Here is a 14,161-nt window from a genome sequence, read left to right as displayed (position 1 = left end):
TGTGATTGATTCCGAATGTGCTCGCATAGGGTGCAACAAAAATCAGAGGCGGGATACAGCCTGGCGAATGCCTGGGGAAAAGTCAGGGGACAACAAGGGGGCATCCATCATTCGCCCAACAAAAAAAGCCACTCAATCGAGTGGTTTAATCTTATGATTCTAAAACTAAAATTTGGTGGCCCCTGCTGGACTTGAACCAGCGACCAGGCGATTATGAGTTCCTAACGGAACAACCGAAAATCAATAGTTTGCGTTATTTATCATTGACATAGATTGCCATTGTTTGCCAATGATTACCCATTATCCGCCATTTCTACCGCCACTTTATCGCCATTTATTCCTGGCTCCTCAAGCTAGGATAGTGTTCGTGCTGCAGATGATATCAGAAAAAACTATAGGTTATATTACATGAGTATATGCGTAACTATGAATGTTGGTTGTCTGTTATAAGAGCTTACATTAAGGAGATATTCACTAAGTATTATATTATTGAAAATGTGAGAGTTGGTGTGCTTTAACAACTCTCACAATTTTAAACACAACAGTATTTAAATAGTTATATTTGGAATTTTGTATTCTAGGGATACTGCTTTTGAAATGGCATCCCATAAAACCTGAACTAACGCATTCCACAGTTTTTCAATTGTAACCATCATCAGTCCTCTTAAAGTGTTAGCAAACTTCAAAAGCATATCATCTAGACTATCTAAAAAAAACTGTTGAGTTTCTTTAGTGATTTGGCCACTTTTAATTCCAATGGCTACAAACTGTGCTTGCTGGGCTATTGCAATAAGTTGATCTTGGCTAAATCCACGGACATAGCTAACATCTACTTTTAATATATCTTTAGCTTTATCTTTAAAATTATTAACTAATTCATCTATATCAATCGACATGGTGACCTCTATTTATTTTTCAAGAAATTTTCATAAGTAATGGCTTGTGACATGTATATGTTGATTTGATTCTTGAATGCTTGTATTTCAAAAGATGTCAACCCCTGTGATTTATCTGTACTTTCCATTTGTTTTATTGTCTTTGAAACTGATAATACTGACTCAACACTTGGCGGGGAATTCATATCATTAGGCAATATTGGAATTTTATTTGCTTTTAATATGGCATTTATCGCCTCCATATTATTTATGGAAGGTGTTGGCCTTGACTTTAAATCTATTACGAGAGCTTCTAACTTTCCTTTTATTTTGGAGTAGGTTTGTTTTCTATCCCCAAAGTTTGTGCTATGGGTTCCTTCATCAATGGAAGCAAAAAAAACCATCATTTCGGTATTAATTGATGACAAAGATGTAGATAAATCCTTATCATAGTCAGGTGATAACTTTACTGTGCATGATGCAGTCATGAAAAGAAATATAAAAATTAATGTAAGCATTACTTGCTGTCGGGCAATTTTGAACATAATTCCTCCGAGCATTTATTTATATAACATTATCTACTGCAGTTGAAATTATGGTTTGTGTTTGGTCGTTGTCAATTGCATTGTCAATAATTTTTTGCGTAAAGGAGGAGGTATGCTTTTTATCTATGATTATCAATGGATGTATGCGTAAATATGAATGTTTTATAATCAAGGATATTGATAGCAGCATCTTTCATTGGATTGGTTGAAACCATTTTGTTTGTCTGGTCCAGACTCCTTATTTGTAAGTTTCATGTTTGAAATCTATAGGGTTTAATTTTACAGCATCCTCCAAAAGTTCAGGGAAAAAGTGCGCATAGCGCATCGTCATTTTTATATCTGTATGCCCAAGCACGCGCTGCAAGACCAGAATATTACCACCATTCATCATAAAGTGACTGGCGAAGGTGTGGCGTAAAACATGGGTAAGTTGCCCTGCCGGTAATTCGATGCCTGTTCTTTCCAGCGCAGACCGGAACGCGCCATAGCAATCATTAAACAACCGACCTTTTTTATCATCAGGTAGAGAGTCATCAAGCTCTTTGCTAATGGGAACAGTGCGGTTTTTTCTGCCTTTCGTGTTGGTATATGTGATTTTGTATTTCGCGAGCGGGCTTTTTCTCTGTCTCTCGGCCTCAGACCACCGTGTGCCAGTGGCGAGACAGATTCGTGCCACGGTTTCTAAATCAAGGTGGTCATGCCGTTTGCACTTTCCTAAAAGTAGCGAAATTTGGTCGTGAGTTAGCCAGGCCATTTCCATTTCTTCTGTGCGGAATGGGCGCATATTTTTCAGTGGGTTTTCATCCTTCCATTCTCCGAGGCGGTGTAACTCATTGAACACTGCCCGGAAGTAGGCCAGCTCTGGATTAAGCGTGCGAGGCGATACCTCTTTGACTCTGTTTGAACGGGCATACTCACCTTTTAATCGTTTTTCACGGTAGCGGGAAAACATCTGCGCATCGAAATCGCGTGCGAGTGGTTCGCCCATACACTCAAAAGCATGGTACATCGCTAACTGGCGTTTTAAGCCATGTTTTAAGGTAATGCCACGAGCGCTATACCACGAGTCAACCAACTCTTTTAACGTGCGCCTGTCTTCCTTTTTATTCCTGCCACGGGTTTTGGACGGTGTACTGTACAAACGCCAGCGCCTCGCCTTTGGTGGCGAATTTGTTTCTGATACGTTTGCCTTTTGCACCGTCTGGTAAGTGCTCGCAAATCCAACCGCCGGTAGGATTCTCACGACCCACCCTCAATTAACCTCGCTGTAAATCCCCACCACGCGACCCACCGTTTTTATCTCGTCGATACCGCATTCAAACGGAACCTTGCCGCCCGCCACGTGGAGCTTTTTACCCGGCAGCAGCGTGAGGTCGCGGATGCTGGCGGTGCCTTCAATCTCAACCAGCCACAGGCCGTCGGTTAACGATGCTTCTTTTTCAACAAAGTGCAGCTTCCCCTCCGCCCGAACGGCGATGCCGCGAGCCAGCGGCTTGCTAAAGAAACCAGAGTCGATACTCAAAGTGGTATTTTCTTCCAGCCTTCCATCACTCAGTGTGAATGTGGAAACCGAAACCGGATCGCCCGGCGCGGGATGACCTTCAAACTGTGCACCTTGTCCGGTCATCAGCCAGCGAAGGCTGGCACCGGTGTCCAGCGCGCACTGAACCGCAAAGTCGTAAGAGACGGTACCGCGCGCGTAGCGGTTCTGAAGCGAGCTGGCGGCGATATTAAAGTGCCGGGCCAGCTGGATTTTCTGCGTGAAACCATATACCTGACAGATTCTATCGAGTAACTCTTCATTATTCACTTGAGAATCTAAAATCAAAATATATTCCTTTGGGTGTTTACTAATACTCATTTGGGTATTAATATCATTGCAAATTCGGGCAATCAGCGGCAGACGTTGGCAAGCAGAGGCTAATGATTGCAGACATTATCAAAATGGGAATCATGCAGCATGGCATCTGAAATCGCAATCATCAAACGGCGGAAAAAACCGTGCTCTGCCCGATTTCAGCGCACTGGCGTGCGTGAGTTTACGCGAGGGGAGATATGGCGATAGAAGCTGCCCGTGCAAGGGTTCCACTTAGCGTGGGAGCTCGCCTTAGCGGGCTTAACCACGTCGCTGAACTGCGCGCCCGATACGGGTGCGATAGCGGAAAAGAGCTGGCGCGGTTTATGGCTGAGCTGCGCGATAAGCGCGATCCCTGTTTTGAGGAGAACAGCAGGGCGCTGGCCGCCCTCTTTTTCCTGGCGAGATTGCCCGTCGCCCGTCATGAGTGCGAGCTCAGTGAGCTAACCACAGAGGAGAAAAGGGCGCTGATTAACGCCATGAATCATTTTCGTGCTGTTGTGAGTTTATTTCCTGAACGGCTGACCATGCCGATATAACCCAACCAGAAACCTAATGGCGTAAACCCGCCAGGCATCCTTTTGCCTGAATTTAAGGAGAACGCGTGATGCGAAACAGTGAAAACCGCCCTTATCCGACCGGAAGTGAAGAACTGAAGCGTCTGCTGGCAGAGGCAAAAACAGAGGAACGATGCGCGCGAGCCCTCGCGGTCTCCCTGCGTCTGGAGGCGCTGGCGAGCCATATCTACAAAACCGGCATGAGCGGAGAAGACGTTGCCGAACTGCTGTGCCACGAGGCGGCTCGCTACGAGCGTGAATCCCAGGAGCTGCACTGATGGCCGATTTTATCGATCTTGCGCAGGCGCGCGAGCAGGAAGACAGAGAGCGATACATTAATCGCGCCCGCAGACGACCCGTATCGCCTTCGCGTTTCCTCTGCGAGGACTGCGAGGCGCCGATACCGGAGGCGCGCCGAATAGCGGTGCCCGGCGTAGCGCTGTGCGTAACCTGCCAGGAGATCGCAGAGATAAAAAATAAACACGTCCGGGGAGGATAAGTTGGCTACGTCATTTGCTTATCCGTGGAATGCCCCACGGTCGGCCATTGCCAGCCCTTATCTCACCCACGCCCAACAGCAGCGCCGCGATCGCCTTTTCGCGGCGCTGCAGGAGGCAAGAATTTCCCTCTCACAGCAGCCTGACTGCGTACGCTTCGAGGTCTGGCGCACGGTTGACGCCCTCGAACAGCATAGGGGCAGCCCGCAGGCTAACGCCTTTTTGATCCGCTTCTGCAAAAGGATGTTACCCCGTCTGAGGCGGGTCTCTGAACGCTATGCCTGCACAGGCCTGCACGACGAGGTCTCGAGGGCCGTGTTTGACGGCCATTTCGACACCAAGCTTCTGCAATACCTCGCCTCGCGGATGGTCGAACTGGTGGCCCGCTATAACCGCCTTCCGGATATGTCCCGCGCGGACATCGACCTGCTGGCCGCAGATATCGCCAGCTTTATTCGCGGCGAGCTGGCGAATATTAACGATGCCGAAATGGGCGAATACCAGACGCTGTACGTCTGGTATCAGCGCGCCGGACTGATCGCCCGACAGTTCAACGTGTCGCCTCCGCACTGGGAGCGGGTGTCGAAGACGTTTTTCAACAAAGATGACGTTGCCGCGGCGGTGATCCGCATGTTTTCCGAGGCGTGGTGGCGCGGGCGCCTGCGTCGGATCGCGGCTGCCTGGCGCGAGCATTTGCAGATTGCCCTCGGCAACGTCAGCAAACGGAGAACGGCGTATGCGAGCAAACGCTGCGTGACCGAGTGGCGCGAGCAGAAGCGCCGCACGCGCGAATTTCTCAAGGGCATGGAGCTGGAAGATGAAGAGGGCAACCGCATCAGCCTGATTGAAAAATACGACAGCTCGGCGGCCAACCCGGCGATACGTCGCTGTGAACTGATGACCCGCATCCGCGGGTTTGAAAATATCTGTGAGGCGCTGGGCTACGCGGGCGAGTTCTATACCTTAACCGCGCCCGCGCAGTATCACGCGACGCTGAAATCAGGCTTCCCCAACGCGAAGTGGAACGGGGCCAGCCCGGCGGATACGCAACTCTACTTTACCCGACTGTGGGCGCGCATCCGGGCAAAACTGCACCGGGACGGGCGCCGTATCTTTGGTATCCGCGTTGCGGAACCCCATCACGACGGTACGCCCCACTGGCACATGCTGATGTTTATGCTGCCGGAAGACGTCGAATGCGTTCGCCGGATTATCGGGGATTACGCCCGGCAGGAGGATGGCGCTGAGCTGCAGAGCGAAAGCGCCAGACAGGCGCGCTTTCACGCGGACGCGATCGATCCGCAGAAAGGCAGCGCTACCGGCTATATCGCCAAATACATCTCAAAGAATATCGACGGCTATGCGCTCGATGGCGAGACCGATAACGAAAGCGGCGGGCTGCTGAAGGAGACGGCGTCCGCCGTGTCGGCCTGGGCAGGGCGCTGGCACATTCGCCAGTTTCAGTTCATCGGCGGCGCGCCGGTAACGGTCTACCGCGAGCTGCGGCGTCTGGTGGATGCCGAGGCGCGCGCGGTCTGAGCGTTGAGTTTGCTGCCGTCCAGGAGGCTGCCGACGCCGGGGACTGGGCGGGTTACGTTACTGCGCAGGGCGGGCCGTTTGTGCGTCGCGATGATTTACAGGTGCGCACGCTGTATGAGCCGCGCGCCGGGTTTAACCAGTACGGCGAGGAAACGGTCCGCATCCGCGGCGTATACGATTCTGCCGTTGGCGCGGGCAGCCCAGTTTTAACCCGGCTCACGCAGTGGAAAATTGTGCCGAAGCGGGCCGCGGATCTTAAGGACGCGCCCGTATCCTCTCGGAGTTCTGTCAATAACTGTACGCAGACCGATCTTTCTCAACCCCTCAGCCGACGTGCGAGGCGGGCGTTAACCGAACGCATCAAATTCATCCGCCCTGGCGCGACAGCGCCCGTCGTCTTCGCGAGCGACCCGCAGAACGGGGTACCGGAGAAGGTGATCGATGAGATACGGCTCGCCACCGGGATAGCCATCAGCCGGGCAGAAGCCCTGCATCTGATGGCGGGAGGCATCAGCCGCTTTAACGATAAATGGTGCAGGGGCGCAGCTGACGGATCGCTATTTCCGGCACCGTGTTCTTACCAGCAAAAGGCGCGGAAAATCCTTGAACGTATTGGGCTTTTAACGGATCTCTTCGCTCAGAGGGCACGCTAATCTCCATCCATATCATGTACATACCGTGAAGGGTTCTGATTTTTCGCTTCACTCTTTTTGTGAATACGTGCTACTGTATGTTTATACAGTATCTCGTGGTGGAGGTTGTGTGGACAGAGAGTTGAACGAGCAGGTCATGATTGAACGAGTCGAGCTGATTGCGCGACTGACGACGGAAGGAACGTGTCAGGAAAGAGATCGTGAGATTGCCCTGAATTTGATTGCTGAGATTGCGCGGGGAAATTTAATCAAGAACAACGCATTTACCGTTGTATTCTCAGCATCGCCTGTTCCGGAACGAATCAAAAAAGAGGGCAACGTTCGGGTGAACATTACTCTCGATAAAGATCAGCAGATCGATCATGCCGTCGTTGAGGCCTTTCAGTGCGAACTGACCCGCAGAATACGCTCCCTGTTTCCGTCATCGCGGGTGAACGTGAAAATCGGATCGGTGACGGGTGTCGAGCTCCAGGGGCTTGAAAAAGAAGCCGATCGCGAGGCGCTGGACGCTATCCTCCGGGAAGTCTGGGAAGACGAGAGCTGGCGCTAGCCCCGGCGTCATCACCCGTACCAACACCCTCATTCCTGTTTTGCGCTTCCGTTGAACCACGCTTCGCCGCTCGCGGACGATCTGTTGTGCCCGCGATTGTCCATCCGACAGCGATAGCGAAAAGCCTGCTGGCCCGGGAAACTCTACTGTACCTGGAAACCGGATGTTGGGAGCGTCTGATGAAAATCTATGCAATGCAGGGGGACACGCTTGATGCCGTTTGCGCCCGCTTTTATGGGCGCACGGCTGGCGTCGTGGAAGCCGTTCTGAAGGCCAATCCTGGCCTCGCGGAGTTAGGCGTTATCTTGCCTCACGGCACGCCGGTAGAGATGCCGGAGGTGAATAGCGCCCCCACAAAAGAATCCGTAAACCTATGGGACTGAGCCTGGAGAAAATCACCACGTTTATCGCCTACTGGCTGGCCGTGGCGCTGGCCTGGTTCGGGGCGATGTCTCCTGAAAAAGTCGCGCTGTACGTGGGGAGTCTGTGCGCCATTTTTACCGCATTAACGAATTACTGGTTTAAGCGAAAAACCTGGCGCTATCTCCAGTCTCTTGGCCTCGATAAGAAGAGCATTCGTGAACTCAATCATTAAGCGTTGCAGCGTCGCCGGCGTGCTGGCCCTGGCGGTGCTGATGCCTGACTTTCGATTACTGAAAACGTCCCCGGAAGGATTGGCGTTGATTGCCGATCTCGAAGGATGTCGCCTCTCGCCCTACCGGTGTAGCGCCGGCGTATGGACGTCCGGCATTGGCCACACGGCAAACGTTGTGCCGACGCGGGACATTACCGAGCGTGAGGCTGCGGTAAATCTGGTCGCTGATGTGCTCAACGTTGAGCGGCGTCTGGCGGCGTGTGCGCCGGTGGAGATGCCACCCAGGGTCTATGACGCGCTGGTGAGTTTTACCTTTAATGTCGGCGCAGGCGCCGCCTGCCGTTCGACGCTGGTGTCCTTTATCAAACGTAAACAGTGGCCGCAGGCATGCGGGCAGCTTACCCGCTGGGTGTACGTCAACGGCGTCAAAAATGCCGGTCTGGAAAACCGTCGCGTCCGCGAGAAGGCCTGGTGCATGAAGGGGCTGCCGTGAGAACGCTCATGCTGGCGCTGGCCGGGCTGCTGGCCATCACGCTGTGGCTTCGTCATGACAACCTGAACCTGTCCCGTTCCTTAGCCACGGCCAACCGGGTCGCCAGCGAGCAAAAAACGGCCCTCGCCACGCTTAACCAGCAGCTGTCCCTGTCGCAGCGGATGGCCAGAGCAAATGAAAATGCCCAGGTCAGGCTCCGTGAGGAGCTTGTCACCGCGGGCGAGGAGAGGGCAAGACGGGAAGCGACTATCGGGAGATTACTCAATGAAAATGAAGCGTTACGCCGCTGGTATACCGCTCAGCTGCCTGATGCTGTCCGCAGGCTGCACACCCGCACCGCCTGCGCCTCCGCAGCCCATTGTTTACAACGCCTGCCCGAAGGTGAGCCGATGCCCGATGCCGGGAAGCGAACCCGCCACTAACGGCGATCTCAGCGCGGATATTCGCAGGCTGGAATACGCCCTTATCGCCTGCGCGCTGCAGGTTGAAACCATTAAAGACTGTCAGGATAAACTCGATGCACAAACTCAAGAGCCTGCGTCAGGCATTAATTGACGCGATCCCCCAACTCAATGCCAACCCGGAGCGCCTGCAGATGTCGGTCGGAGGCGGCAATATTGACGCCCGACAGGCCTCCTCGCTCTCCTTTGAAAAGCGGTATGCGCTGAACGCGGAGGTCAGCGGCTTCACCGGCGACAGCGAGGGATTTTTCGTCCCGGTGCTGGCCTGGCTTCGGGAAAACCAGCCGGATATTTTTACCCTCGATGAAGGACGAAAAAACGGCTACACCTTCGCGGTCGTCTTAAACGATGACGATACGATGGATATCACCATCAGCGTGCAATTAACCGAGCGTATTCTTGTTTCCCAGGAGCAGGGCGCTCTGCACGCGACGTATTCCCCCGAGCCGCCGCTGCCGGAGCCCGTCACGCGGCCGAAGGCGCTGTACGTCAACGGCGAGCTGGTCAGCCAGTGGGAGGAGTAATTTACCCGCGTTGAAGGCCGCCTGGCGCCTGCCGTCTGGACCGCTTGTTGTATCATCCCGCAGAAAACCCCGTCTCGTTGCTGCCGTTCCTCCTGAACGGCATTCTCTTCTCATGAATACATTAACTTCCATGAACGGCATCGCTCGCGCGATCCGCAATCTTATTCGTATCGGTGTTGTGACCGATGTTGACCTCAGCAGAGGGCTTTGTCGTGTCCAGACCGGCGGGATGAAAACCACCTGGCTGAACTGGCTCACCTGTCGTGCGGGACGTTCGCGCGTCTGGTGGGCCCCTTCTGAAGGGGAACAGGTGCTGCTGCTGGCCATCGGCGGCGAGCTTGATACCGCCTTTGTGCTGCCCGGCATTTTCTCTGACGACCATCCGGCGCCGTCCGGGTCGCCTGACGCGTTCCACGTCTCGTTCCCAGACGGCGCGGTGATCGAGTACGAACCCGGTCGCGGGGCGCTGACGGTTGCAGGCATTAAAACGGCCGACATTACCGCCACTGAATCGCTGACCGCCACCGTGCCGGAGGTGAGGGTGACGTCAACGTCCCGCATCACGCTGGATACGCCTGAAGTGGTGTGTACCAACAAGTTAATTACTGCCTCTCTTGAAGTGCAGAAGGGCGGTGTGATGGCCGGAAATATTGAGCATTCCGGCGGTAAATTCACCTCCAACGGGGTGCAGGTGGATAACCACGCGCACGGCAGTGTGCAAAGCGGCGGAAGCTGGACTAAGGGGACACAATGACGGTGCGTTACAGGGGGATGAACAGGCAGACCGGGCTGAGCATTTCAGAGGCGGAACACATCCGGCAAAGCGTGCGCGACATTCTGGTTACGCCGATTGGCTCGCGGGTCATGCGGCGGGATTACGGCTCGCTGCTGGCGGCGATGATCGACAGGCCGCAGAGTCCGGCGCTGCGTCTGCAAATCATGGCCGCCTGTTATTCCGCCATCCAGAAATGGGAGCCGCGAATAAGCCTGACGGCCATCACTTTCGAGCGTTCGGAGAACGACGGGACGTTGTATGTCGATATCACCGGCACGCGTCCGACCTCCGGGCAATCCTTTTCTATCACCATTTCACTGAGTTAAACGCTATGGCTATTGTTGATCTGAGCCAGCTCGCCGCGCCTGATGTCGTGGAGGAGGTGGATTATGAAACGCTGTTGGCAGAACGAAAGGCCACCTTTGTCTCCCTCTATCCGGAAGAGGAGCGAGAAGCGATTGCACGGACGCTGACGCTGGAATCCGAGCCGATTGTGAAGCTGCTGCAGGAGAATGCCTACCGGGAAGTCATCTGGCGCCAGCGGGTTAATGAGGCTGCGCTGGCCGTGACGCTGGCCTATTCTTCCGGTCGCGATCTGGACGTTATTGCGGGAAACAATAATACCGAACGCCTGACCATCACCCCGGGCGATGACACTACCATTCCGCCAACGGCTGCCGTCATGGAGTCTGATGCTGACCTGCGGCTGCGTGCGCAGCAGGCATTTGAAGGATTGAGCGTCGCGGGGCCGGTTGGAGCCTATGAATATCATGGTCGAAGCGCCGACGGACGGGTCGCTGACGTTTCAGTTGAAAGCCCTCAGCCCGCATACGTGACGATTTCGGTGTTATCCCGTGAGGGTGATGGTACCGCTCGTCCTGAACTACTGGCGGTTGTTGAAAAAGCGCTTAACGCTGAAACCGTCCGCCCGGTCGGCGATCGTGTAACTGTCCAGTCAGCAGAAATTGTGCCTTACAAGATAAACGCAACGCTCTACGTTTATCCCGGACCAGAAGCTGAACCCATCAGGCAAGCTGCAGAGCAGAAGCTGCAGAATTATATCAGCGCACAGCATCGCCTTGGACGCGATATTCGTCTCTCGGCCATCTATGCAGCACTTCACGTTGAAGGCGTGCAGCGCGTTGAACTGGAATCTCCCCACTCTGACATTGTACTGAGTAAGTCGCAGGCCTCGAACTGTACCTCGTATCAGATAGCGATCGGGGGTTCGGATGAGTGAAAGGCTGTTACCCGTTGGGTCCTCACCGCTGGAAGTCGCCGCTGCCGCTGCGCTCTCGAAAATTGAGCGTGTGCCTGTACCGCTACGCACCTTATGGAACCCCAGCGCGTGCCCGGTGAATTTACTTCCCTACCTGGCATGGGCGCTGTCGGTAGACCGTTGGGATGAGGCGTGGCCGGAGAGCACCAAGCGCAGCGTCTGTGCGTCCTCGTTTTTCGTCCATCAGCACAAAGGAACCATCAGCGCATTGCGTCGTGTGGTGGAACCGCTTGGCTTTTTGATTGAGGTGCGCGAGTGGTGGCAGCTCGGTGAGGAGCCTGGCACATTCCGTCTGGTTGTCGGTGTGCTTGATAACGGCATCACTGACGAAATGTATCAGGAGCTTGAACGGCTCATTGAGGATGCCAAACCGGCAAGTAGACACATGACCGGGCTGGCTATCAGCCTGAGCTCAACGGGAGAGTTTTATGTCGGCGCAGGATGCTATCACGGCGATGCGCTGGCTGTTTACCCCTATACCACTGAGGAACTTATTGTCGGTGGTGATTATTACCCGGCCTCGGCCATCCATTTGATTGATAACCTGAGAGTGAACGCATGACCGCAAAATATTTTGCCATACTGACGAATCAGGGCGCGGCGCGGCTAGCTAACGCGACGGCACTTGGTACGCAACTCAACCTGACGCAAATGGCGGTAGGCGACGCCAACGAAACGTTGCCAACCCCCGACCCGGCGCAGACGAAGCTCGTCAACCAAAAACGCATAGCGCCGCTGAACCTGCTCGCTGTTGACCCAAACAATACCAGCCAGATCATCGCTGAACAGATTATTCCCGAGAATGAGGGCGGTTTCTGGATCCGAGAGATCGGTCTCTACGACGACGACGGCATTCTGATCGCCGTGGCTAACTGCCCGGAGACATACAAGCCTCAGCTGCAGGAAGGCAGTGGCCGCACGCAGACCATCCGCATGATTCTGATTGTGTCGAGCACATCGTCAATTTCCCTGAAAATTGATCCGTCGGTTGTGCTGGCAACGCGTCAGTACGTTGACGATAAAGTTATTGAGGTAAAGGGCTACGCTGATGATCAGATGAAAAAGCATATTGCTGCTGATAATCCGCATAAACAGTACCCTTTAATCGCCAATGCGTTAAAAGAAATTGCCGCTGCAGGGTTGAGCGCAGAGGTTCTCAAAAACCTTGGTTTGGGAGAAGCTAAATACGTAACCAGTCGAGGAAGTAACGCAAATGGAGTCTGGGTAATATGGTCGGATGGAGCCATTGAGGTTATGGGGTATGGTGTAATCCTTGATAACGGCCTGGCAACGGTTAATTACCCAATTGCGCTGCCAGGTATAAGCCGCTATATCAGCATTGCCGAACGTCTTTCTGCTGATCCCGGCACTACGCCAAACTATGCTCATTCATCGATGATCATTGATGCTTTAACAACAAATGTCGGTTTCAAAGCTCGTTGCACAATGGCCGCAACGGGTGCCCCATCAAATAATGGTTTTTCGTGGAGAGTTTACTATGCGCCTATTTAATCCGATCACAATGACGGAGGTCATTCATGGTTTCCACGATATTGGAGGTGCTATTCAACTCCCTGAGGATAACTGGTTTTTCAGAATACAAGAAATACCGGAGGGAATGCGGCTTGCAGTTAATGAAAAAGGCGAACCAATCCTTGTGGAAATTAAATCTGATGTCTCTGGCAACGAATAAATGAATACGTTTTCTGGCTGAGTGCTGAAAATATCAGGTGCTGCTGATGGTTATTGACACATCAAAAGCACCCGATATTGAATGACCTATACCTCGGGTTTCGGTGGAAGGTTAAGATTCGGAGCGGTATCGGTATCAACCTTAGTTAGCGTATAACGATACCGCTGCCATTCAGTCAGACGTGGGATATCTTTATCATCAATGTAGCCTCCAGCCTGAGCATCTACCAATGGTGCGATAATTGCAGACGCTTCCGCTAGCAATGCAGTTTTCTGCTGTTCAGCCTTTACCACATCCGCAAAGTGTTTCGCTTTTGCGTCGGTTATCCACTCTCTGCCATTCCACTTATCATATGGCGTTCCAGGGGCTTGTGTCGTCGTATCTTTCGGATAATCACCCGGTAGTGAAATCGTGACTTTCTCACCTGACTTTGTGCTATATACAGTTTTACCGCGATGATCTGCGATGTACTCCCATCCGTTTAAGTCAAAGGTGCGGCAAATTGTAAAACCTTCTTTAATTTCACCAGGCGCATCAATGCATGACAAGGCTGGAATACCTACACCTTCCGCTAAATATTCAACCGAGGAGGAAATATATTCGCGCGTCTCACCATCGTAGTTAAACACAGTGATATCACCGGTCACTGTAGCAATAAGCTCATTGTTTAATTTTGCCTTCGCCATTATGCGGCCCTCACGATGTAGTTAAATGCGATGTTGCGCGGACGAGTTTCTGCTGCAGAACGCGCGACAAGGGATGAATCAAAGACAAGATCGACCCCCTGATAATCGGAATTCTGTCCGTTAGTATTTGGGTAAATAGAACTTCCGCGTTTAAAAACCCCGATAACATTAGACGTGCTGCTATTCACGAAGCCAGTTGCAGCACCATTACTTGCTGAACCAGTCATTTTTTGAAGGGCATCAAGCTGCAGAGAAAGCAGCGTTCGACCAGCATCAATACCACGTACATCATCCCAGCCACGGATAAACTCCCCTCGTAAGTCTGGAAGTTTCAGGGTTGGGTATGCCAGAGCCAGATTCGGATATTGGGAAGCCGCGAACGCCGCTCCGTTGCATTTAAGCCACCCCGTCGGTGGAGTTGCTGACGGCCACGGAACGGGGACGCCAACCGGCAAAGCAGAGCCTTCTCCCAAACCAAGGTTTTTGAGAACCTCTGCGCTCAACCCTGCAGCGGCAATTTCTTTTAACGCATTGGCGATTAAAGGGTACTGTTTATGCGGATTATCAGCAGCAATATGCTTTTT

General features: G+C 52.9%; 21 protein-coding genes, 1 tRNA gene and 2 pseudogenes. 17 read left to right on the top strand and 7 right to left on the bottom strand.

Annotated features, from left to right (window positions below; genetic code table 11):
* Nucleotides 1-173: 173 nt before the first annotated feature.
* From ACZ6J2_RS13870 to ACZ6J2_RS13850, 5 genes and pseudogenes are all read right to left on the bottom strand, one after another.
* Nucleotides 174-288 (bottom strand) — tRNA-Met (locus ACZ6J2_RS13870).
* 260 nt (nt 289-548) lie between these two features.
* A complete protein-coding gene (locus ACZ6J2_RS13865; protein WP_087823167.1) occupies nt 549-896 on the bottom strand; it encodes a hypothetical protein in 348 nt (115 codons plus the stop codon).
* A gap of 8 nt (nt 897-904) precedes the next feature.
* Complete coding sequence (locus ACZ6J2_RS13860) at nt 905-1,420, bottom strand: hypothetical protein (protein ID WP_251854123.1); 516 nt, start codon at nt 1,418-1,420, stop codon at nt 905-907.
* Nucleotides 1,421-1,658: 238 nt separating this feature from the next.
* Nucleotides 1,659-2,670, bottom strand: a pseudogene (locus tag ACZ6J2_RS13855) (phage integrase).
* Between the two features lie 2 nt (nt 2,671-2,672).
* Nucleotides 2,673-3,248, bottom strand: a complete 576-nt coding sequence (locus ACZ6J2_RS13850) for a phage repressor protein CI (protein WP_059446178.1) — start codon at nt 3,246-3,248, stop codon at nt 2,673-2,675.
* 227 nt (nt 3,249-3,475) lie between these two features.
* Here ACZ6J2_RS13850 and ACZ6J2_RS13845 point away from each other — a divergent pair, with 227 nt between their 5' ends.
* From ACZ6J2_RS13845 to ACZ6J2_RS13765, 17 genes and pseudogenes are all read left to right on the top strand, one after another.
* Nucleotides 3,476-3,814 carry a DUF5347 domain-containing protein gene (locus ACZ6J2_RS13845; protein ID WP_471725984.1) on the top strand — a complete coding sequence of 113 codons (339 nt, stop codon included), beginning with the start codon at nt 3,476-3,478 and terminating at the stop codon, nt 3,812-3,814.
* A 68-nt stretch (nt 3,815-3,882) separates the two neighbouring features.
* Nucleotides 3,883-4,110 carry a DUF2732 family protein gene (locus ACZ6J2_RS13840; RefSeq protein ID WP_029741400.1) on the top strand — a complete coding sequence of 76 codons (228 nt, stop codon included), beginning with the start codon at nt 3,883-3,885 and terminating at the stop codon, nt 4,108-4,110.
* Entirely contained in the window at nt 4,110-4,331 is a 222-nt protein-coding gene (locus tag ACZ6J2_RS13835; protein ID WP_059347618.1) for a TraR/DksA family transcriptional regulator, read from the top strand. The genes ACZ6J2_RS13840 and ACZ6J2_RS13835 overlap by 1 nt, the downstream gene beginning before the upstream one ends.
* Nucleotide 4,332: 1 nt before the next feature.
* Nucleotides 4,333-6,521: pseudogene (locus ACZ6J2_RS13830) on the top strand (replication endonuclease).
* Between the two features lie 109 nt (nt 6,522-6,630).
* The gene (locus ACZ6J2_RS13825) at nt 6,631-7,071 is read left to right on the top strand and encodes a DinI-like family protein (protein ID WP_033146693.1); all 441 of its coding nucleotides are present in this window, start codon (nt 6,631-6,633) and stop codon (nt 7,069-7,071) included.
* A gap of 179 nt (nt 7,072-7,250) precedes the next feature.
* Nucleotides 7,251-7,454 (top strand): tail protein X, encoded by a 204-nt coding sequence (locus tag ACZ6J2_RS13820; protein WP_023309248.1) that lies wholly within the window; start codon nt 7,251-7,253, stop codon nt 7,452-7,454.
* Nucleotides 7,445-7,666: a phage holin family protein gene (locus ACZ6J2_RS13815; RefSeq protein ID WP_029741404.1), complete on the top strand. Its 222-nt coding sequence runs from the start codon at nt 7,445-7,447 to the stop codon at nt 7,664-7,666. Before ACZ6J2_RS13820 ends, ACZ6J2_RS13815 begins: the two co-directional genes overlap by 10 nt.
* Entirely contained in the window at nt 7,650-8,159 is a 510-nt protein-coding gene (locus ACZ6J2_RS13810) for a lysozyme (RefSeq protein WP_048981243.1), read from the top strand. Before ACZ6J2_RS13815 ends, ACZ6J2_RS13810 begins: the two co-directional genes overlap by 17 nt.
* Before the next feature lie 8 nt (nt 8,160-8,167).
* Nucleotides 8,168-8,581: an Rz-like lysis system protein LysB gene (lysB, locus tag ACZ6J2_RS13805; RefSeq protein ID WP_471726046.1), complete on the top strand. Its 414-nt coding sequence runs from the start codon at nt 8,168-8,170 to the stop codon at nt 8,579-8,581.
* Nucleotides 8,469-8,714 (top strand): Rz1-like lysis system protein LysC, encoded by a 246-nt coding sequence (lysC, locus tag ACZ6J2_RS13800; RefSeq protein ID WP_229226321.1) that lies wholly within the window; start codon nt 8,469-8,471, stop codon nt 8,712-8,714. Before lysB ends, lysC begins: the two co-directional genes overlap by 113 nt.
* Entirely contained in the window at nt 8,677-9,144 is a 468-nt protein-coding gene (locus tag ACZ6J2_RS13795; RefSeq protein ID WP_471725983.1) for a phage tail protein, read from the top strand. Before lysC ends, ACZ6J2_RS13795 begins: the two co-directional genes overlap by 38 nt.
* A gap of 112 nt (nt 9,145-9,256) precedes the next feature.
* Nucleotides 9,257-9,898 carry a phage baseplate assembly protein V gene (locus ACZ6J2_RS13790; RefSeq protein ID WP_471725982.1) on the top strand — a complete coding sequence of 214 codons (642 nt, stop codon included), beginning with the start codon at nt 9,257-9,259 and terminating at the stop codon, nt 9,896-9,898.
* A complete protein-coding gene (locus ACZ6J2_RS13785) occupies nt 9,895-10,245 on the top strand; it encodes a GPW/gp25 family protein (protein WP_023309241.1) in 351 nt (116 codons plus the stop codon). Before ACZ6J2_RS13790 ends, ACZ6J2_RS13785 begins: the two co-directional genes overlap by 4 nt.
* 5 nt (nt 10,246-10,250) lie before the next feature.
* A complete protein-coding gene (locus ACZ6J2_RS13780) occupies nt 10,251-11,159 on the top strand; it encodes a baseplate assembly protein (protein WP_471725981.1) in 909 nt (302 codons plus the stop codon).
* Entirely contained in the window at nt 11,152-11,760 is a 609-nt protein-coding gene (locus tag ACZ6J2_RS13775; RefSeq protein ID WP_471725980.1) for a phage tail protein I, read from the top strand. Before ACZ6J2_RS13780 ends, ACZ6J2_RS13775 begins: the two co-directional genes overlap by 8 nt.
* A complete protein-coding gene (locus tag ACZ6J2_RS13770) occupies nt 11,757-12,710 on the top strand; it encodes a phage tail protein (protein WP_471725979.1) in 954 nt (317 codons plus the stop codon). Before ACZ6J2_RS13775 ends, ACZ6J2_RS13770 begins: the two co-directional genes overlap by 4 nt.
* Nucleotides 12,697-12,891: a hypothetical protein gene (locus ACZ6J2_RS13765; RefSeq protein ID WP_471725978.1), complete on the top strand. Its 195-nt coding sequence runs from the start codon at nt 12,697-12,699 to the stop codon at nt 12,889-12,891. The genes ACZ6J2_RS13770 and ACZ6J2_RS13765 overlap by 14 nt, the downstream gene beginning before the upstream one ends.
* 86 nt (nt 12,892-12,977) lie before the next feature.
* On the opposite strand, the gene ACZ6J2_RS13760 is transcribed toward ACZ6J2_RS13765, so the two are convergent.
* Both ACZ6J2_RS13760 and ACZ6J2_RS13755 read right to left on the bottom strand, forming a co-directional pair.
* Nucleotides 12,978-13,577: a tail fiber assembly protein gene (locus ACZ6J2_RS13760; protein ID WP_471725977.1), complete on the bottom strand. Its 600-nt coding sequence runs from the start codon at nt 13,575-13,577 to the stop codon at nt 12,978-12,980.
* The coding region (locus ACZ6J2_RS13755) for a phage tail protein (RefSeq protein ID WP_471725976.1) at nt 13,577-14,161 on the bottom strand (585 nt) is incomplete at its 5' end. The genes ACZ6J2_RS13760 and ACZ6J2_RS13755, both read right to left, overlap by 1 nt.

Source organism: Enterobacter sp. E14S (genome assembly GCF_055666685.1).
This window is presented reverse-complemented; position numbering and strand designations above follow the sequence as displayed.